Source organism: Edaphocola flava, assembly GCF_004118155.1.
In the GTDB taxonomy this organism is placed as follows: domain Bacteria; phylum Bacteroidota; class Bacteroidia; order Chitinophagales; family Chitinophagaceae; genus Edaphocola; species Edaphocola flava.
The window spans coordinates 633,923-654,587 of record NZ_SAIQ01000001.1 but is presented as its reverse complement, the minus strand read 5'-3'; the positions used below and the strand labels follow the sequence as shown (position 1 = coordinate 654,587).

13 protein-coding genes and 1 pseudogene are annotated in these 20,665 nt (G+C 43.6%); 9 read left to right on the top strand and 5 right to left on the bottom strand.

All coding sequences use genetic code 11. The annotated features are described in order from the left end of the window. The first annotated feature begins 33 nt into the window (after positions 1 to 33). From rodA to EMP01_RS02880, 3 genes are read left to right on the top strand one after another with little or no spacing between them, the layout of a single operon-like run. On the top strand, positions 34 to 1,344 hold the full coding sequence (gene rodA / locus EMP01_RS02890; protein ID WP_129019980.1) for a rod shape-determining protein RodA: 1,311 nt from the start codon (positions 34 to 36) through the stop codon (positions 1,342 to 1,344). Positions 1,345 to 1,352: 8 nt separating this feature from the next. After that, positions 1,353 to 2,090 (top strand): MBL fold metallo-hydrolase, encoded by a 738-nt coding sequence (locus EMP01_RS02885; RefSeq protein ID WP_129019979.1) that lies wholly within the window; start codon positions 1,353 to 1,355, stop codon positions 2,088 to 2,090. 30 nt (positions 2,091 to 2,120) lie between these two features. Then, positions 2,121 to 2,456 (top strand): 2Fe-2S iron-sulfur cluster-binding protein, encoded by a 336-nt coding sequence (locus EMP01_RS02880; protein WP_202615979.1) that lies wholly within the window; start codon positions 2,121 to 2,123, stop codon positions 2,454 to 2,456. Between the two features lie 35 nt (positions 2,457 to 2,491). Here the strand turns inward: EMP01_RS02880 and EMP01_RS02875 are convergent, their stop codons facing one another. From EMP01_RS02875 to EMP01_RS02855, 5 genes are all read right to left on the bottom strand, one after another. Then, positions 2,492 to 2,857 (bottom strand): ribosomal maturation YjgA family protein, encoded by a 366-nt coding sequence (locus EMP01_RS02875; RefSeq protein ID WP_129019978.1) that lies wholly within the window; start codon positions 2,855 to 2,857, stop codon positions 2,492 to 2,494. A 67-nt stretch (positions 2,858 to 2,924) separates the two neighbouring features. Further along, positions 2,925 to 4,289: a Fe-S cluster assembly protein SufD gene (gene sufD / locus EMP01_RS02870; RefSeq protein ID WP_129019977.1), complete on the bottom strand. Its 1,365-nt coding sequence runs from the start codon at positions 4,287 to 4,289 to the stop codon at positions 2,925 to 2,927. Positions 4,290 to 4,303: 14 nt separating this feature from the next. Beyond that, positions 4,304 to 5,041 (bottom strand): Fe-S cluster assembly ATPase SufC, encoded by a 738-nt coding sequence (gene sufC, locus EMP01_RS02865; protein ID WP_129019976.1) that lies wholly within the window; start codon positions 5,039 to 5,041, stop codon positions 4,304 to 4,306. A 45-nt stretch (positions 5,042 to 5,086) separates the two neighbouring features. Then, positions 5,087 to 6,601 carry a Fe-S cluster assembly protein SufB gene (gene sufB / locus EMP01_RS02860; RefSeq protein WP_129019975.1) on the bottom strand — a complete coding sequence of 505 codons (1,515 nt, stop codon included), beginning with the start codon at positions 6,599 to 6,601 and terminating at the stop codon, positions 5,087 to 5,089. Between the two features lie 183 nt (positions 6,602 to 6,784). Beyond that, complete coding sequence (locus EMP01_RS02855; RefSeq protein WP_161971196.1) at positions 6,785 to 7,222, bottom strand: septal ring lytic transglycosylase RlpA family protein; 438 nt, start codon at positions 7,220 to 7,222, stop codon at positions 6,785 to 6,787. Positions 7,223 to 7,597: 375 nt separating this feature from the next. On the opposite strand from EMP01_RS02855, the gene porG reads away from it, so the two are divergent. From porG to sov, 6 genes and pseudogenes are all read left to right on the top strand, one after another. Then, the gene (porG, locus tag EMP01_RS02850) at positions 7,598 to 8,470 is read left to right on the top strand and encodes a type IX secretion system protein PorG (protein ID WP_129019973.1); all 873 of its coding nucleotides are present in this window, start codon (positions 7,598 to 7,600) and stop codon (positions 8,468 to 8,470) included. A 251-nt stretch (positions 8,471 to 8,721) separates the two neighbouring features. Next, positions 8,722 to 9,669 (top strand): 1,2-phenylacetyl-CoA epoxidase subunit PaaA, encoded by a 948-nt coding sequence (gene paaA / locus EMP01_RS02845; protein ID WP_129019972.1) that lies wholly within the window; start codon positions 8,722 to 8,724, stop codon positions 9,667 to 9,669. A 146-nt stretch (positions 9,670 to 9,815) separates the two neighbouring features. After that, positions 9,816 to 11,321 (top strand): annotated as a pseudogene (locus EMP01_RS02840) (malate:quinone oxidoreductase); the annotation flags it as partial. Positions 11,322 to 11,605: 284 nt separating this feature from the next. Continuing rightward, positions 11,606 to 12,457: a hypothetical protein gene (locus tag EMP01_RS02835; protein ID WP_129019970.1), complete on the top strand. Its 852-nt coding sequence runs from the start codon at positions 11,606 to 11,608 to the stop codon at positions 12,455 to 12,457. 104 nt (positions 12,458 to 12,561) lie between these two features. Next, positions 12,562 to 13,149: a Holliday junction branch migration protein RuvA gene (gene ruvA / locus EMP01_RS02830; protein WP_129019969.1), complete on the top strand. Its 588-nt coding sequence runs from the start codon at positions 12,562 to 12,564 to the stop codon at positions 13,147 to 13,149. A gap of 36 nt (positions 13,150 to 13,185) precedes the next feature. Beyond that, positions 13,186 to 20,664 (top strand): T9SS outer membrane translocon Sov/SprA, encoded by a 7,479-nt coding sequence (gene sov / locus EMP01_RS02825; RefSeq protein WP_129019968.1) that lies wholly within the window; start codon positions 13,186 to 13,188, stop codon positions 20,662 to 20,664. Position 20,665 lies beyond the last annotated feature (1 nt).

The following is a 20,665-nucleotide window of genomic DNA, read 5'->3' as shown; positions in this document are numbered from 1 at the left end:
TATACTTAATTCTGCTAAACACACCTGCTGTTCATGCCTACACATCGTAAACCTGTTCTTGCCCGTATAGACTGGCCTACATTATTACTGGTTTTATCCCTCATCACTGTAGGGATAATGGCTGTGTACACCTCAGAGTACACCAGTTTCTCTGAGCCGTTTTTCAATATGGAGAAAAGCCATATGAAGCAGCTGATGTGGCTTTGTATTTCCTGTTTTATCGGATTCATTATCTTATTTACAGACAGCAAGGTCTTTTATTCATTATCCAATTTATCCTATGTTTTCGGGATCTTCCTCCTGTTGATCACCTTTGTGATCGGGGGAGAGGTAAAGGGATCGCATAGTTTTATCAAATTCGGCTCTTTTACCTTCCAGCCGGGAGAGGCCTGTAAGATATTTACAGCCCTGGCCCTGGCCAGGTTCCTGTCTGCGCAGGATACTAAATTCAACACCCTTAAGGACCGCCTGATTGCAACCGCGATTGTGATGATACCTTGTGCACTGATCATCCTGCAGAACGAGACGGGGCTGGCACTGGTGTACTTTGCCTTCTTCCTGCCCATGTACCGTGAGGGATTGCCGAACAGTATATTGATCGTAGGGATCAGCGGTGTAGCCTTATTCCTCTCTTCTCTGCTGATCGAGCGCCTGCCTTTGTTTATCGGTATTACCGTAATCGCTTTGCTTTGTGTATGGTTGCTGTGGAGACAAATCAAGAAACAAAGGATAGTAATATTATTTATAGTAGGGGGCTGGCTCATAGCGGTTACGTTCTCACAACTGATCGTTCCCTATATCTTCAAAAACGTATTTAAAGGCTATCAGGTAGAGCGTATTTACTCTATGCTGGGGCAGGATGTACCGCTGGAGTTTCAAAAGCCCGGAGAGGCGGCTAAAAAGGATGCGGATTATAATGTACGCCAGTCCAAAATTGCTATAGGTTCCGGTGGCCTGGCAGGTAAGGGTATTATGAATGGTACACAGACAAAATACTCCTTCGTGCCGGAGCAGCATACCGACTTCGTATTCTGCGGTATCGGGGAGCAGTTTGGCTTTATAGGCAGTATGATGCTGGTATTGCTGTACCTGACCTTATTGTTACGGATTGTAGTGCTCGCCGAGCGGCAACGGTCGGTATTCAGCAGGGTATACTGCTACTGTGTGGCCTCTATACTGTTTTTCCACTTTGCGATCAACCTTTCTATGACTATGGGTCTTGCGCCCGTAATCGGGATTACCTTACCTATGTTAAGCTATGGAGGTACCTCCCTCCTGTCGTTCTCTGTCCTGATCTTCATTATGCTGAGACTGGATGCGGACAGACATATTCTGATCAGATAAACCATTTTATGCAAACACAGATATTTCCTTTGTCAGAAGGCACTTTTACGGTTGGGAGAGATAAGACATTCCTGCCTTTTGATGAAACCAAAGATGAACTGAATGACCGTTCTATAGGGTCTATACTGGTAGAAGTACAGCCATTCCTGATCGTTAATGACCGTGATGTCATTATCTGCGATGCCGGACTGGGTTTTCATAATGCTGATGGAGTAGCGCAATTGATCGCTAACCTGGCGCAGCATAATATTCACCCGGAAGATGTAACCAAAGTACTGATGAGCCATCTGCATAAAGATCATGCAGGCGGTCTGCCGGTAATCATGGAAGAGCCGGCTTTTGCACAGGCAAAGATTTATGTATATTTCCCTGAGATGACATTTGCCTATGAAAAAGGTGCACCATCTTACTTTACAGAAGATCTGGATGCACTCAAGAGTAGTGATCGCGTGGTATGGCTGGAAGAAAGTAAAGGCACTATCGATGGCTATATTCATTACGAACACAGTGGCGGACATAGTCCGGAACATATTGTCTATTGGATTGATACCGCAGAAGGCAAGATATTTTTCGGAGGTGATGAGGCTCCTCAGGCTCGTCAGATGAAAATCAAATATGTAGCTAAGTATGACTATAATGGCAAGCTGGCCATGGAGCTGAGAGAACGCTGGGCAGAGCAGGGGAAGACAGAAGGCTGGCAATTTTTATTTTATCACGATGTAAAATTACCGACGGTAAAGCTGTAATTTTGCCTTCAGAAAATCAGTATATTTTTTATGGAAGATAATATGATTCAGGTATATGTCGAGAACCATGATGGTTCTGTAGATACCCTGGAATGCCCTACAGATATGGGATTGAGCCTGATGGAAATGCTGAAGGCCAGCGAATACCCGGTTCTGGCAACTTGTGGCGGTATGGCTTTATGTGCTACCTGCTGTGTAGAGGTGTCTGAAGGCCTGGATACTCTGCCGGAGATGAGCGATGATGAATATGCCATGCTGGATACCCTGCCGGACCTGGAAGATAACTTCCGCCTGGCTTGCCAGCTGAGGCTGAGCCCCGATATGCAGGGATTGAAGTTTAAAATTCATGACCCGCAGGAAGGTTAATAAAGTAAAATTTATGCAGAAGGGATGATTTATAATCATCCCTTCTTTTTTAATATAAACTGATCAATCAGGTAAACGAAGACAATGCCAGCAGCATAAGCGACCAGATCACTCCAGAGAAATCCCTGGCCCAGTATCAGTCTGCCCGGAAGTGTTTGTCTGATATGGCTTAACCATGGTTGTTGCACCAGTTGCAGGCACTCCACAGCATAACACCAGCAGAGTGCTATAATGGCGGCTGTAGATGTTGCTATGCCATAAAATATAACCCTGGCTCCGAAATAGATCATAACCGCATACAGGGCATCTCCGATCCATAAGGGTACGAGTGATACCTTTCTAAGGCTAAGGCCCAGGATAATGGTGCATAGTGCAGCCAGGAGGTAATGTTTGGGTTTCATATCACTTATTAAAACGCAGAAAGGACAACGGTTAAGCTGTCCTTTCTGCGTTTATGTTGATAATGGACTAGTGTCCTTTCATTTCTTCTATAATCATCTCCTCCACATAGCTTCTCAGCGCCGGAATTTTGATTTTTTCAGCCACATCAAAGGCAAAGGCTTTCACCATCAGTTGTTTGGCCTGCTCTTCACCGATACCACGGCTTTTCAGGTAGAAGATCGCTTCTTTGTTCAGCTGACCAATAGTTGTACCATGGCTACACTTTACATCATCAGCAAAGATCTCCAGCTGAGGCTTGGCATGTACCGTAGCCTGTTCGCTGAACAGTACATTGTTACTTTGCTGGAAAGCATTTGTTTTCTGTGCATCTTCATACACATAGATCTTACCGTTGAATACTGCTTTACTCTTATCCATAATAATACCTTTATACAGCTGATTACTCTCGCCGTTTGGTTTCTTATGGTGTACTTCAGTATGGTTGTCGACCAGTTGCTCACCGGCAGTCAGGTACAGACCGTATAAGTGACTTTCTATAGCCTCATCATTCAGATGAATGGTCAGGTTGTTACGGGTAAAACTGCTACCCGGGAAAGTAAATGTATAGTTACTGTAATTGCTGTGCTTTTGCTGCACCGCTTCATTACGCTGTATTTTGCGAATGTTTTTGCAACCCTTCTGGATATCATAATGGAAGAAGTGTGCATTCTCTTCCAGTGCGATTTCACTCACGCCGTTGATCAGGATAGCAGCCTCGTTATCCGCATCAGAGATATAGGTCTCGATGACATCCATCTGTGCGTTTTTACGCACGATGAACAGGTTACGTGGCTGGAACAAAGCATTGCCCGAAGCCAGTTTCACCTTAATGATGTGAATAGGCATATCCAGTACCGTATTTGCTTTCAGTTCGATAAACAAACCGTCTGTAAACATTGCGGAGTTCAGACTTGCAAATGCATTGTTTTCCAGGGTAACGATTTTACCAAAATACTCCTGGTAGCCCGGATGATCTACTGCCTCACCAATCGTACTGATTGTGATACCAGCATTATCCGGCAGGAAAGACAGTTCTTTGGAGAACACGCCATTGATGGTTACCAGACGGTAAGCACCTTTTTCCTCGCCTTTCAGCTTAGGTAAAATATCTTCTTTATGCGCAGCAATCAATGATTGGGCATGGGCTAAAGTCTCTTCAGAAATCTGTGCATTTTTGTCTGCACTTACTTCATAAGTTGTTTTTACCAGCGGCAATACATTGGCAAAGCGCCATTCTTCATTTTTTATAGAAGGGAATCCTAATGCACGGAAGGTTTCCATGGCCTGAGTGCGGTATGCTTTGGTCGCTTCATGCTGATCCTGCAGGGACACGATCTCAAACTGAGCCTGTAAACTTTCGTATAAAGGAGATTCCAGTTGTTTTGTAGTCATTTTTGTTTGTGTTATTACTTCAACCAATCGTAGCCTTTCTCTTCCAGTTCCAGGGCTAACTCTTTACCACCAGTTTTTACGATCTTACCATCGCTCAATACATGCACATAATCCGGAACGATATAGTCCAGTAAGCGCTGATAGTGCGTGATGAGGATAAAAGCATTGTTCTCGCTGCGCAGTTTATTTACGCCACGGCTTACAATACGCAGTGCATCGATATCCAGACCAGAATCTGTTTCATCAAGGATAGCCAGTTTTGGTTCCAGCATAGCCAGTTGGAAGATCTCGTTACGTTTTTTCTCACCACCGGAGAAACCTTCATTCAGCGAACGGTTTACCAGTTTCGCGTCAAACTCAACAAGTGCTTGTTTTTCCTTGCTTTTTTGCAGGAATTCCTTTGCCGTCATCGGGTCCAGTCCACGGTGTGTGCGGATTTCGTTCAGAGCTGTTTTCAGGAAGTTGATATTAGATACACCCGGGATCTCGATAGGGTATTGGAACGCCAGGAAGACACCTTCTCTTGCGCGCTCTTCAGGAGCCATTTCCAGGATGTCTTTACCATCCAGGGTTACAGAACCTTCGGTTACTTCGTAGTTTTCTCTGCCCGCCAGTACCGAAGCCAGGCTGCTCTTTCCGGCACCGTTTGGTCCCATGATCGCATGCACCTCGCCTGCTTTTACTTCTAAATTAAGTCCTTTTAAGATCTCTTTATCTTCTACACGAGCGTGTAAATTTTTTATAGATAACACTTTATATGTATTTTTTAAATGTTGAATTGAATGATAAAACCAGTATTAACCCACACTACCTTCCAGCGATACTGCCAGCAGTTTCTGTGCTTCTACGGCAAACTCCATCGGTAATTTGTTCAGTACCTCTTTTGCAAAACCGTTTACAATCATCTCTACCGCTTTTTCGGTATCGATACCTCTTGCATTCAGATAAAAGATCTGATCTTCACCGATTTTAGAAGTAGTTGCTTCATGCTCCAGGGTTGCAGTAGGGTTTTTAGCATCGATATACGGGAAAGTATGTGCACCGCAACGGTCACCGATCAGCATAGAATCACACTGGGTAAAATTACGTGCATTATCGGCCTTAGCACCGATGCTTACCAGTCCGCGGTATGAGTTCTGACCGTTACCGGCAGAGATACCTTTGGAGATAATGCGGCTACGGGTATTCTTACCGATATGGATCATTTTGGTACCGGTATCGGCAATCTGCTTGCCTTTAGCCACCGCTACACTATAGAATTCACCATAACTGTTATCACCTTGCAGGATTACGCTAGGGTATTTCCAGGTAATAGCACTACCGGTCTCTACCTGTGTCCAGGAGATGATAGAATTGGCTCCTTTACAGATCCCTCTTTTGGTTACGAAGTTGTATACACCACCCAGGCCATCTTTATCGCCAGGGTACCAGTTTTGTACTGTACTGTATTTTACTTCAGCATCTTTATGCGCAACGATCTCTACGATAGCGGCATGCAACTGATGCTCATCACGCTGAGGAGCAGTACAGCCTTCCAGGTAGCTTACATAAGCGCCCTCGTCGGCAATAATCAGGGTACGCTCAAACTGGCCGGTATTTTCAGCATTGATACGGAAATAAGTAGACAGTTCCATAGGGCAACGAACACCTTTAGGAATGTATACAAATGATCCGTCTGAGAATACGGCAGAGTTCAGCGCCGCAAAAATATTATCTGTCTGCGGTACAACCGATCCGATATATTCCTTAACCAGCTCAGGATGATCCTGAATAGCTTCGGAAATAGAGCAGAAGATGATACCGTGTTTTTTCAGTTCTTCTTTATAAGTAGTTGCAACTGATACAGAGTCAAAAACCGCATCTATAGCCACTAATGGTCTTTCAGAAACGTTTCCGTCCTCGTCAGTAATTACATCAGCCTCATCGTCTTTTACACCTAAGAGTTTTTTACGCTCGTTCAGCGGGATGCCCAGCTTCTCGAAAGTAGCCAGCAGTTCCGGATCTACCTCGTCCAGGCTGTTATATTTTGGTGTATTCTTGGGAGCAGCGTAGTAAGAAATACCCTGAAAATTCATTTCCGGCATTTTAAAGTTCTGCCAGGTTGGTAACTCCATTTTCAGGAAAGCGTTATAAGCCTTCAGGCGCCATTCCAGCATCCATTGCGGCTCGTTTTTCTTTGCAGAAATAAAGCGGATGGTATCTTCGTTAAGGCCCGGAGGCAAAATGTCCATCTCAATGTTGGTCACAAATCCATGCTCATATTCCTTATCCGCCAGCGATTCCAGAAATTCCGTATCTGTATTATTTTCCATCACAAATCTGATTTTCACAAATCCCCTTCCAGAGGGTGTTTTTTGTTTTAAAAGTTGAACTGCAAAGATACATTGAAGAATGTTTATAATCTAAGAAATAGTTATAAAAGTATCCTTTTCATATATAAATAAAAAAACTGCTTTATTACAAAAGCAGTTTTTAGATAATTTTTTACAGTGTGATTACAATGTGTTGTCGTCAACCATATCACCTGTAGTTTGTGCGAAAATTCTTCTTTTTCCTTCGTCGGGGCTTACCGCCTCGATGGTTACATTGGCCAGTCCGCTATTTACATAGTTCAGGTCAGCCGCTGCTCTGTGTGTTAAGTCGATTATACGTTGCGGATGTCCGATTCGGTCATTAACTTTTACGTACACTATTCGTCCGTTCTTTGTATTGGTTACTTTCAGATATGTACCTAAAGGATATTGATTGCAGGCAGCAGTATATTTATTATTACTGAATATTTCTCCGGTTGCAGTCTTACGACCTATAAACTTTGGATGATAATAGCTTGCTTTTCCTGTTTTCTCCTTTGCTCCGTTACCTTGCGCTTTCAGGTCAGAAGTAATGACACTGATTGATATAATGGCGAGTAGCGAACAAATTAATTTCCTCAAAATCATGTACACATAAACATTTGGTTCGGGGCAAAGGTAAGACGGTATTCCTTAAAAAATGCCTTGTTTTAGTTAAAAAAAATTAAAAATATATTCAAGTTATTGATTATTAATTAATTATGATTATTTGATTTGTTTATATTTCATGCTGAATAACAGGCTGTTAAGATTATACGGGTAAAAAAACGGCTGAATTGATGGTGATTTGTCTCTTGCCGGATTATCTGGTGCACTATTATATATAAGCCAAAGGCAGGCCGGATTTATTTTGCCGAATAGTTTTGTTTTTCAATTCTAAAAATTATATTTGTAACTTGGATTGTTAAAGCTGTGGTAACACCACACTTGCATTGAATAATCGAGAAAATAATTCTGATGAAAAAAATTATACTTTCCGCACTCGTCGCCTTACCGGTTCTGGCATTTGCACAAAAGCACCATGAGATCGGTTTGACCGCTGGCGTTAGCTCGTTTTACGGAGATTTACAGCCCAATGTCATTCCGGATAATAATAAAATGATGCAACCTTCAGTTGGTCTCCTGTACAAATACTTTGTTTCTCCCAGGGTAGGTTTTCGTTTCGGTGCCAATTACATCAGACTTACGGCAGCAGACAGTTTATCACTGAACAAAACATATGAAAGAAGAAACCTGAGCTTCAGTAATAATGTAGGCGAGGTCTACGGAGCTATTGAAGTAAACTTTCTGGCGGTAGATGTAGATCGTCTGAAGATCAGCCCTTACATATTTGCCGGTGTTGGTGCATTTTACAGCAATCCTTTTGCCTATGACAGCAAAGGTGAAAAACATAATTTAAGAGACCTGAGCACAGAAGGCCAGGGATTGGCGCAATATCCAGATCGTAAGGCTTATCCTTTGATCAATGCGGCATTCCCGATTGGTGGTGGTGTTAAGTTCTTTATCGGTAAGACCATCATGCTGGGTGCAGAGGTTGGTCTGAGATATACTTCTACAGATTATATTGATGATGTAAGCCGTAGTTATATCAACCTGGATACCTTAAATAAATACAAAGGATCTAAAGCAGTTGAAATGAGCTATAGAGGTAATACAGCTGCCGGTTGGGATGGTAACTATCCTAACTACAGATTCCAGCGTGGAGACTTTAAAGGCAATGACTGGTACTGGACTGCAGGAATTACTGCCGCCGTATACTTCGACGCCTTCGGTAATGCAAAAAGATATTTACAATCCAGATGTCCGAAAGTATTTGGTCGTGGTAGATAAATTACAGGAAAAGCATTAAATAAAAAAGAGAAACGACTGTTTCTCTTTTTTTCATTTATCCGGGTAAAGAAAAGAATATGAAGCACCTAAGCCGCGGGGTAAATGTATTTGTATTTAATGACAGTTTACAACTGGTCAGACAGATGGCTTTTGATCTCTATGAGACCTATTATGCTAATCGTTAAGTAATATTAGGTAAAAATAAGTATCTTTGTAGTCTGTGTTATAACAGATCATCTAACTAAGGTTTTATGACAAACGAACAACAAGAATCGCTGTTTCAGCAAAAAATAGACAACGAATTAAGAATCGAGCCGAAAGACTGGATGCCGGAGCAATATCGTAAAACGCTGGTGCGTCAGATATCTCAGCATGCACACAGTGAAATCGTAGGTATGCTGCCGGAAGGCAACTGGATCACTCGTGCCCCTTCGTTAAGAAGAAAAGCAGTATTGCTGGCCAAGGTGCAGGATGAGGCAGGTCATGGTTTGTATTTATACAGTGCCGCAGAGACGCTGGGTATATCCCGCGATCAGATGCTGGATCAATTGCATGATGGTACCGCTAAATACTCCTCCATCTTCAACTATCCGACCCTTACCTGGGCCGATATGGGAGCGATTGGCTGGCTGGTAGATGGTGCCGCTATTATGAACCAGGTGCCTTTGTGCCGTTGTTCATACGGTCCTTACAGCCGTGCAATGATTCGTGTATGCAAAGAAGAAAGTTTCCACCAGCGTCAGGGCTATGAGATCATGCTCACTCTTGCAAATGGTACCGCTATACAGAAAAAAATGGCACAAGATGCGCTGAACCGCTTCTGGTGGCCGGCTATTATGATGTTCGGACCTAACGATGATGCTAGTCCAAACTCGATCCAGAGTATGAAATGGAAGATCAAGCGTTTTAGCAACGATGATCTGCGTCAGAAATTTATCGATGTAACGGTAGAGCAGGCTAATATTCTGGGCCTGACCATTCCGGATAAAGACCTGAAATGGAACGAAGAGCGTGGTCACTATGATTTCGGTACCATCAACTGGGATGAGTTCTGGAATGTAGTGAAAGGTAATGGCCCTTGTAATAAAGAGCGCCTGGCTGCACGTAAAAATGCCTGGGACAATGGCGCCTGGGTGCGGGATGCGGCAACAGCCCATTCTGAAAAGCTCGCTGCTAAAAAAGCTGCGATGACCGCATAAGACAAATATATTTTATAGGATAAAATGATTAAATAGTAAGGGTGCCTCTGCAGAGGCACCCTTACTATTTAACGACGAATGTAAATTTATGAAATTTCATATTGATTTTTTAGCATTCAAGGTTTAACTTTGCGAAACTTAAAAGTTTAGATATGTCTCATTCCGGAAGCGATGCTTCGTATGATATTGTGCTAATTGGAGCAGGAATCATGAGTGCCACTTTAGGCGCAATGCTAAAGATATTACAACCAAATGCCTCTATAGCTATTTATGAACGACTGGGAGAAATTGCTGCCGAAAGTTCTGATGCGTGGAATAATGCGGGTACTGGTCATGCGGCCCTGTGTGAATTGAACTATACCCCGGAGAAAGCAAACGGGGATGTGGATGCCAGCAAAGCCTTTGCGATAAATGAACAGTTTGAGTTATCAAAACAGTTCTGGGCATACTTGCTGGAAAAAGGCAAGATCAGCGATCCGGAATCTTTCCTGGCGCAAACACCACATATGAGCTTCGTTATCGGAGATAAGAATGTGTCTTACCTGAAAAAGAGATTTGATTTACTGAAAGGGCATCACGCTTTTGCTTCTATGGAATACAGTGAAGACAAGGGGCAGATCGAGCAATGGGCACCATTGATCATGGAAGGCCGTGATGCAGGTGAATCTGTAGCCGCTACAAGAGTAGCGACCGGCACTGATGTGAATTTTGGTAAATTATCTACCTTATTATTCGATTCTATTGCTAACGACCCTGCCGTAAATCTGCATTACCATCATGAGGTGAAAAACCTCTCCCGTAATGCCGATCAGAGCTGGAACGTTAAAGTTGCAGATATCAATACCGGCAATACATTCCGCGTAAATGCAAAATTTGTATTTGTAGGCGCGGGTGGCCGTGCACTGACCCTGATCCAGAAATCAGGCATACCGGAAGGGAAAGGCTTCGGCGGTTTTCCGGTGAGCGGACAGTGGCTTCGTTGTACCAATCCTGAGATCATAGCCCGTCATAAGGCAAAAGTATATGGTAAGGCTGCGGTTGGAGCACCTCCAATGTCCGTTCCGCACCTGGATACCCGTATGATTAATGGCAAACAAGAGTTATTGTTTGGACCATACGCCGGTTTCTCTACCAAGTTTCTTAAACAAGGTTCATTCTGGGATCTGCCCTGCTCTATAAAAGGTAATAACATCTACCCGATGGTAAGAGCCGGTCTGGCAAATGTACCATTGACAAAATACCTCATTGCGCAGGTGATGCAGAAACCTGCCGACAGACTGGAAGCATTAAGAGAGTATTTTCCGAATGCCAAATCTGAAGATTGGGCACTGGAGATTGCCGGCCAGCGTGTACAGGTGATTAAGAAAGATAAAGACAAGGGTGGCGTTTTACAGTTTGGTACAGAGGTAATTACTGCTGCAGATGGTAGTATTTCCGGATTGCTTGGTGCATCTCCGGGTGCCTCGACTGCAGTACCGATTATGATTCAGCTGATTGAGCGCTGTTTCCCAGAAGAAATGAAAAAAGGCTGGGCAGAACGTATGAAAGAAATGATCCCTTCTTATGGTCATTCACTGACAAAAGATGCGGCCTTATATGAAGCTATAGTGAAGCACAGCAATGATTTACTGCATATTAAAGCTGAAATATAATCAGCCAAAGTTTGCATTTTAAATATATAATTTAGATATTTAGGCTTTTTTAGAAGAATTTTAGGATTTTCTTTCAATTCTGACAAAATTATTATACTTTCATAGCTCAAAATAAATAGCCAACTATGCGGAATTTATTACGTAGGACAATTAATATTGGTGTTTTGGCCACGGGTTTGTTGTGGGTGAATTCAACTAGCGCACAGAAAACAAAACGTGATTGGTTACAACCCGATATTAAGTATATTGATCAGCGTGGATTTTCTTTAGGAATAAATTTAGGAATGTCTGATATGTGGGCGGATGTAGGTACTAAATCGCCGATTGATCACTATGGTAATTCAGATTACTGGAAAAATGTGAAAATGATGGGTGGTATTTACGGCCGTTATACACATCTTCCGGGTTTGTCCTTCCGCTTAAGTATTGCTAACGGTACTTTATACGCCAATGATGTCTGGAATAAGACCGGTGCTCAGGGTGCTGCCTCTTTTTCGGATGATTATGTACAGCGTTATTACCGTAACCTGGATGTAAAAACCACTGTTTGGGAATCTTCATTAATGGTTGAGATCAGCCCGATGGAATTGTTTACAAACTGGGAATACAGCCGTCTGGCACATTCAAGATTCCAGCCTTACCTGATGGTGGGTGTGGGCGGTATGTACTTCAATCCAAGAGGTTCTTATACAAAGAATTACGAAACTGATTATAAAGAATGGGTAGATCTGCGCCCGCTGCATACAGAAGGCCAGAATTTCGATAAAGCAGGCTATCCGGTTAATTATAACCAATACTCCATTATCATTCCTGCAGGTATCGGATTCCGTGTAGATATGGGCCGTGGACTGGGACTGGGTCTGGAATATGTAACTCGTTATACCTTTACAGATTACCTGGATGATGTTAGCGGACAGTACATTGATCCACTTCGTTTTGACATTGCCTATCTGGGCGATAATGTGAAAGCTGACATGGCTAAGAAAATGGCAGATAAATCATTTGAATTAGCTCCGGGAACCAAGCACACAGCTGGTCAGTACAGAGGAGATCCTAAGAACAAGGATATGTACTCAACCATTTCCCTGAACTTCTTCTGGAAGATCAATAAAAGGAACTCACCTTGGTGGAGATAAGATACTGAATATATAGTATTGAATTGAGAAATAATTAAGAAACGCTGTACTTTTTAACAGCGTTTTTTCGTTTGGATATAGTGATATAAGCTTATATAAGATACATGATCGGATATTTGGAAGGAAAACTGGTAGAAGTAAGCCCCTCACAGACTTATGTGGATATTAACGGATTGGGCTATGAGGTGCATATTACTTTAAATACCTATGAAGAAATAAAGGGCCGGGAGCGTGCAAAACTCTTTACCCATCTGCAGGTAAGAGAAGACGCCTGGGTACTGTATGGCTTTGCCAGCATGAGAGAGAAAGAAGCATTTCAAAAGCTCTTAGGCGTATCAGGTGTCGGGGCAGCAACCTCGAGAATTCTCCTTTCTTCACTTACAGCTAATGATTTGTCCAGGATCATCATGAATGGTGATAGTAAAGCCCTGGAAAAGGTAAAAGGCATAGGAGCCAAAACAGCACAACGGATTATCCTCGAATTAAGAGGTAAGCTGGCTGCTGACCTGCCGGAGGCCGGAGAACCATCTGCCAGCAGCCATGATGTGGTAGAACTGGAAGCACTGAATGCCCTTTTAGGTCTGGGCATCCCGAAAGCCGGGGCAGAGGCCGCCATTAAAAAATCAAAACCTATGCTGGATGCAGGACATTCGGTAGAAGCCTTGATTAAAACGGCACTTAAAAATTTATAATATTATTGACACTTGTATAATAATTGAGCATCGAATTTGGAGCGGAATAAGAAAATAGCATTTGGTGGGAAAATACTGGCATTTGTTGCCGTCAGTCTGCTGGCGGTACAAGTGGCAACCGGTGGCCTTGACCCTATGAGTACAGCCGATGAGCTGACTGATACGGACGAGCAGGAAGAAGCTATGCCGGGTGATACCCTGAAGTTCCCGATACCGGAAAAAAAACATGCCGGTCCGGATACTTCGGGCAGACATTATTTTGAGCTGCAGGATCCGAAGAACATGACAAAGGAAGTGACCTTCGATCCGGATTCCAACAAATATATCTTTACAGAAAAAATAGGCGGGGAAGAAGTGAAGAATCCATATGTAATGGATTTTAATGAGTATTATAAATACCAGACCCGCAAAGATGAAAATGACTATTTCAGTGAGCGTTTAGCTGCATTGAATATGTTTGACAAAAAGCCCGATCTTCCTGTATTATACAAAGATGGGGTGTTTGACCGCCTGTTCGGTAATACCAAATTAGATATTAAACCACAGGGTAACCTGACGGTACTGGCAGGGTTTTATTCCCAGAATCTGCGGAACCCAAATATTCCTAAACGTTCTCAGAAATATACCGTTCCCGATTTTGACATGCAGATGAATGTGCAGCTGGTGGCCAAGATCGGAGATAAAATGAAGCTGAATATCAGCAACAATACCTTATCAAACTTTGGCGATATGCAGGAAATGCGTAAGCTGGAGTATACCGGTAAGGATGATGAGATCATCAAAAAAGTAGAGTTAGGTAATGTGAGCTTCCCGCTCCGCAGCAGCCTTATATCCGGCGTATCTTCCCTTTTTGGAGCCAAAGCACAACTCCAGTTCGGTAAACTGTGGGTAACCGGGGTAGTATCGCAGCAAAAATCTCAGCGCCGCAGCATGACCGTAAAGGGTGGGGCGCAAACAACTAATTTTGAAGTAAAAGCTTATGACTATGAGGAAAACAAGCACTTCCTCCTGGCACAGCATTTCTATAATAATTATGACCGGGCACTGGCCAATTTCCCGATCATCAATTCCCAGGCCGTAATTTCTAAAGTGGAGGTGTGGATTACCAATCGTACCGGAAGTACGCAAGGTATCCGTGATGCCCTGACCTTTATGGATCTGGGAGAGGCTAATCCCTACAACACCAGCCTGATCAACGGAGCTACAAATGCGCTTCCGGATAACAATGCCAATGCGCTATACCTCAACCTGCAACAGAACCCACTTGTAAGAACACAGAGTTCCGCTACGCAGGGAGCGATCAGTATGGGCTTAAAAGAAGGAGAGGAGTTTCAGCGTGTTACTTTACGTAAACTGAATACCAACGAATTCACTTTTCAACCTCAGTTAGGATATATCTCTATCAATACCACACCCAATCCCGATGATGTGGTAGGGGTAGCATACCGCTATACTTATAATGGTGTAACACACCAGGTAGGGGAGTTCTCTGAAGACCTTCCTCCTGACTCAGCATCGCAGAAAGTAATATTCCTTAAATTACTGAAAGGGACCTCGGCTCGTGTAAAGCTGCCGATCTGGAACCTGATGATGAAGAATGTGTATGCCTTACAGGGAATTAATATCAGTAAAGATAAATTCCGCCTGAATGTAGTGTACGAAGATCCGGGTGGTGGTAATAAACGCTTCCTGCCCGAAGGGCCTCAGGCAGGTGTACCATTGATCAGTCTGCTGAATCTGGATCGCCTCAATGCACAAAACGATCCCGGACCAGATGGGGTGTTTGATTATGTAGATGGGATTACCATTAATGCACAACAGGGTAAAGTAATATTCCCCGTACTGCAACCATTTGGTAATGATCTGAAACCCGCTTTGGGCAATGACCCTAACCTGGAACAAAAGTACCTGTATCAGATTCTGTACGATTCTACCAAGACAGTTGCCTTACAACAGCAGCAAAATAACCGTTTCCTGATTACGGGTGAATACCAGAGTACAGGTGGCGGAGCCGAAATACGCCTTAATGGGTTCAATATTCCGCAAGGTTCTGTTACCGTAACAGCCGGCGGACAAAAATTACAGGAAGGCACCGATTTCCAGGTAGACTATAGTATGGGTGTGGTGAAAATCCTGAATACCGGTATCCTGAATTCAGGTGTGCCGATCAACATTGCCTATGAAGACAATGCGGCTTTCGGACAGACCATGCAGAATTTTATGGGTACCCGCCTGGATTATTATGCCAATGATAAACTTACCCTGGGGGCAACGTACATGCGCCTCACAGAACGCCCGTATACCCAAAAGGTAATCAGTGGTTATGACCCTATTAAGAATACTGTACTGGGTGCGGATATGAACTACCAGTCCGAAATGCCGGGTTTAACCAGGGCATTGGACAAAATATTACCATTCTACAGTACTTCAGCACCATCCTTAATCTCAGCCAGTGCTGAGGTTGCAGGTATCCTGCCCGGCCACTCCAAGTTTATCAACGGTATTGCCGGAGATGAAGGTGGTACGGTTTTCGTAGATGACTTTGAAGGGGCCGCAACTTCTTATGACCTGCGCTACCCGATCAATAACTGGACACTTTCCAGCATTCCGTTTGAAGCAACAGGACCGGCAAATAATATATTATTTCCTGAAGCCAGCATGTCCAATGATCTGCGTATAGGCTATAACAGGGCTAACCTGGCCTGGTATAATATCGAACCAACACTTAATGGTGGAGGAACATCCGTACCGCAAAGTGTGCGTAATGATACCACCCTGCAGGATTACTGGAGACAGGTTCCTCAGGCAGAGGTATTTCCTAAAAAATCAGTGATCACTACACAAAGTGTACAATCAACTTTCGATCTGAACTTTAACCCTAAAGTGCGTGGTCCGTACAACTTCGATCCTACTAACGTTGACCCTGCTACCGGTAATCTGCTGAATCCGACAGCCCGCTGGGGAGGTATTCAGAGAGCAATTGAGCAAAGTGATTTCGAACAAAGCAATGTAGAGTACATTACCTTCTGGGTACTGGATCCGTATATGTACAAACAGAACAGCAGAGGTGGTTACCTTTACTTCAACCTGGGTAATGTATCGGAAGATGTACTGAAAGATTCCCGTCTTTCTTTTGAAAACGGTGTGCCATATCCTGTCGATCCTACTAAAATGGATCAGACCGTATGGGGTAAAGTGCCTAAATTCCAGCAGCAGCTGGTGCGTGCATTTGATCAGCAGGAGGGGGCGAGAGCCGTGCAGGATGTGGGATATGATGAGATGGATAATGCAGATGAGCAGACATTCTTCAATACCTTCCTGGGCCAGATGAAAACGCTGTTAGGAGAAACGTCACCTGCATATCAGAAATTAGCACTGGACCCTGCTTCAGATGACTTCAAGCATTTTTACGATGGAAGTTATGATGCCTCAAATGGAACAATTCTGCAGCGTTATCGTTATTTCAATAACCCTCATGGTAATGCGCCTATTCTTTCCGGAACCAATGCAACAGAAACTGCGGGTAGTTCTATTCCTGAGTCAGAAGACATCAACAGAGATAACTCTCTGAACGAAACAGAGGCCTACTATCAGTATCGTGTAAAGATAGAACCGAACATGCAGGTTGGGGTTACCGAATTCCTGGTAGATAAAACAGTAGCAACAGGTATTAAGCTGCCAGATGGCAGAATTACAGATAATACCTGGTATCAGTTTAAAATTCCGATCAGAAGATTCTCTGCCAAAGTGGGCGGTATCAGCGATTTCCGTTCTATCCGTTTCATCAGAATGTTCCTGAATGGCTTCGAAGATAGCGTGGTGATGCGTTTTGCACAATTACAGTTAGACAGAAGTATCTGGAGAAAATACAATTTCTCTCTGGTTAATCCGGGAGAACCCCTGACTGAAGACGATATCCTGGGTACGCCTTTCGGTCTCACGACTGTAAGTGTGGATCAGAATAGCTCCAGAAAGCCGGTTAGATATGTGATGCCTCCTGGTATCCTGAAACAGCAACAGGTAGCCACAACCGGTCAGCAGTTCAATGCCGATGAGCAATCACTTTCCGTGCAAATCTGTAATCTTAAAGATGGCGATTCCCGTGCCGTATTTAAAGAAGTAGGAACAGACATGCGTCAATATAAAGAACTGAAAATGTTCATTCACGCAGAATCAGTTCCCGATCAGTCTCCGGTAAATGACGGTGACCTGGTAGCCTATATCCGTATTGGTTCTGACTTTGTACGTAACTATTACGAATACCAGGTACCACTGAAGATTACCAGCCCCGATGGCACCCAGACAGCCGAAACCGTTTGGCCGGAGCAGAATAACCTTCGTATTGTATTGCAGGATCTTGTAGACCTGAAATCAAAAAGAAATAAAGATAACTTCCCGGTTGCCAACCTGTATGACGGAACAGACCGTAATGGCCGTATGATCCGCATCATCGGTAACCCGAACATAGGGGAGGTGAAAAATATTATGCTGGGTGTACTGAACCCGAAAAAGACTCCGCAAACACCAGCCGATGACGGACTGCCTAAATGTACCGAAGTATGGTTCGATGAATTGAGAAATGTGGGCCTGGATGAAAAAGCTGCCTATGCAGCATCAGGGCAGGTCAATGTACAACTGGCCGACTTTGGTACGGTCAATGTTGCCGGTACCATGCATACACAGGGCTATGGTAGTATAGACCAGAGGGTAAATGACCGTTCGAGAGATAACTATTACCAGTATCAGGGTAATGCCAACCTGAACCTGGGTAAGATCATGCCTAAAAACTGGGGTGTGCAATTACCGGTGTTTGTTGGTTATAATCAGTCTGTGAGCAATCCGGAGTATGACCCTTATGATGTGGACATTACGCTGACCGACAAGATGCGTGGGCTGACCGGTGCAGAGCGTAAAGCGGTATTGCAGGCAGCGCAGGATTTTAATGCGATTACCAGCTTTAATATCAACAACATGCGTATTTTGGGTAATCCTTCTAAACAGAAAAAGATTATGCCATGGAGTGCACAGAACTTTGATCTGAGCTACTCATACCTGCGACAATTCAGCCGTAATTCCCTGATCCAGGGCAATGACTATACCGATCAGAAACTGGCATTAGGCTATACCTATAGTGTAACTACTAAACCATTTGAGCCATTTAAGAAAAGGATCAAATCCAAATCTCCCTGGCTGACCTTTATCAAGGACTTTAATATTAATTATCTGCCAAAGACATTCTCTTTCCGCAACAACCTGGAACGTACCTTCACCGAGACGATCCTGAGAGACGTAGATGCGGCTGGATATGAAATGCCGGCATATTATTATAAAAACTTTGTCTGGAACCGTAATTACAATATGCAATGGGATCTGACCCGTTCGCTGTCTGTAAATTACCAGGCAACAAATATCTCGCGTATTGATGAGCCATATGGCAGAATCAATACAGCATCCAAAAGAGATAGTCTTTATGACAGGCTGCTGGACTTCGGTCGTAACACTTATTTCAGTCAGAAATTCGATGTAACCTATACCATTCCGACCAAGAAGTTCCCGTTCCTGGACTGGACTACTGCGAATGTTGTATATAATGCTACCTATGACTGGACAGCTGCATCACTGCTCGCACGCAGTCAGGGTAATGTAATTACCAATACCCAGCTGAAACAAATAACCGGAGAACTGAACTTCAGTCAGCTGTATAATAAAAACCGATACCTGAAAGCCATTAACCGTCCGACTAACGGTGTGCTGAAAAATGCAAAGACTAATGCCTTTAAAGATAAAGATAAAAACAGCGTTAGTTCTGCAGGCTCCATGGAGCGTTTCTCTCCTACCGGCGGACCGGGAGGTAAGTTACCTAAAGATGGACAGCAGGAGAAAGATGAGAAAGAGAAGAAAACAAGTCGCATCCCGCCTAAACCGGAAAGAAAAACCTTTACTGCAAAAGATGTAAAAGGGAGCGATAGTATGAGCCTGGCCCAGGTTGGACAAGAGCTGAAGAAAATGCGTAAAGCAGAACGTCAGCGATACAGACAGGCGATGGTTACATGGCGTAAAGCAAAACAAAACATCCTGCCGGAAGTAAGCAATGGTGAGAAATTCTTTGTGCGACTGGCTACTATGCTGAAACGCGTCAATTTTGACTACACAGAGAACATGGGTACCATACTGCCAGGTTATATGGACAGTACGAACTACCTGGGTGCCAATATGCGCAATAATGCCAACGGACTGGATTTTGCATTCGGATACCAGCCTTCAAGATACTGGCTGGATGAGCAAATGCGTAAAGGAAACCTGTCATCAGATAGTTTGTTCAATGGTATGTACCAGCAGATGTATACTCAATCGTATAGCCTGCGTGCTGCACTGGAGCCTGTACCGGATCTGCGTATCGATCTGAACTGGTCCAGCAACTTTACCCGCAACCAGTCTGAGATTAATAAATTTAATGATGCGAGCGGAGAATATGAGCGCCTTAACCCTTATTATACCGGTTCGTTCAACGTTTCCTATATCGGGGTGAAAACCTTATTCCAGAATGGAAAAGCAGGTGAACTCTCCAGTACCTATCGTGATTTTATGGCCAACCGCGAGATCATTTCTCAGCGACTGGGTAATGTGAATCCATACACAAATGGTACGGCAGATCCTAATAATCCTAACTATGCCAAAGGGTATACCGGCTTTGCCCAGGATGTACTTATCCCGGCATTTATAGCGGCCTATTCAGGAAGAGATCCGAGAGCAGTGCCATTGCTGGTATATGATTATAATAATGTGAAGAGTAATCCGTTCCGTTTCTATTTCCCTATGCCGAACTGGAAACTGACGTATACCGGGCTGTCTAATGTAGCGCCTCTGAGCGATATATTAAACACCTTCACGCTGAACCATTCCTATACCGGCAAAATGATGATGAACTCTTTTGCAAATTCCCTGTACTACAGAGATTTGCTGGGAGTAGGTTTCCCATCATTTATTGATTCCAATTCCAATAACTACGTACCATTCTTCCAGGTGCCGAATATGACCATTACCGAAACATTCGGACCACTCATGGGCTTTAATGCTGCGTTTAAAAATGACCTTACTTTAAGAGTAGATTATAACCGTTCCCGAATTGTGAGTCTGAGCCTGATCGATTACCAGGTAAGTGAGACCCGCTCTACCGAATGGATTGTCGGATTAGGATACCGTATTCGCGGCCTGGTATTGCCATTCAGCTTTTTCGGAACCAAACGACTGAAGAATGATCTGAATATTAAGTTTGACTTCTCGTACCGCGATGACCTTACCTCTAACACCTATATGGCACAAAATGAAAACCGTGCAACAATGGGACAGAACGTAATCGGTATCACACCTACGATAGATTATATCATTAATGATAACCTGCAACTACAGTTTTATTTCGACAGGAGACAAAGCAAACCTTATGTGAATACCTCCTTCCCGCTTAGCAGTACAAAAGGCGGCCTGAAACTGACCTTTACTTTTGCAGGCCAATAGG

Bases quoted from the DNA above. Each gene is read 5' to 3' on its own strand.
- EMP01_RS02880 (WP_202615979.1), top strand. From the start codon at position 2,121: ATGGAAGATAATATGATTCAGGTATATGTCGAGAACCATGATGGTTCT.
- EMP01_RS02885 (WP_129019979.1), top strand. From the start codon at position 1,353: ATGCAAACACAGATATTTCCTTTGTCAGAAGGCACTTTTACGGTTGGG.
- porG (WP_129019973.1), top strand. From the start codon at position 7,598: ATGAAAAAAATTATACTTTCCGCACTCGTCGCCTTACCGGTTCTGGCA.
- sufD (WP_129019977.1), bottom strand. From the start codon at position 4,289: ATGACTACAAAACAACTGGAATCTCCTTTATACGAAAGTTTACAGGCT.
- EMP01_RS02875 (WP_129019978.1), bottom strand. From the start codon at position 2,857: ATGAAACCCAAACATTACCTCCTGGCTGCACTATGCACCATTATCCTG.
- EMP01_RS02835 (WP_129019970.1), top strand. From the start codon at position 11,606: ATGTCTGATATGTGGGCGGATGTAGGTACTAAATCGCCGATTGATCAC.
- paaA (WP_129019972.1), top strand. From the start codon at position 8,722: ATGACAAACGAACAACAAGAATCGCTGTTTCAGCAAAAAATAGACAAC.
- ruvA (WP_129019969.1), top strand. From the start codon at position 12,562: ATGATCGGATATTTGGAAGGAAAACTGGTAGAAGTAAGCCCCTCACAG.
- sufB (WP_129019975.1), bottom strand. From the start codon at position 6,601: ATGGAAAATAATACAGATACGGAATTTCTGGAATCGCTGGCGGATAAG.
- rodA (WP_129019980.1), top strand. From the start codon at position 34: ATGCCTACACATCGTAAACCTGTTCTTGCCCGTATAGACTGGCCTACA.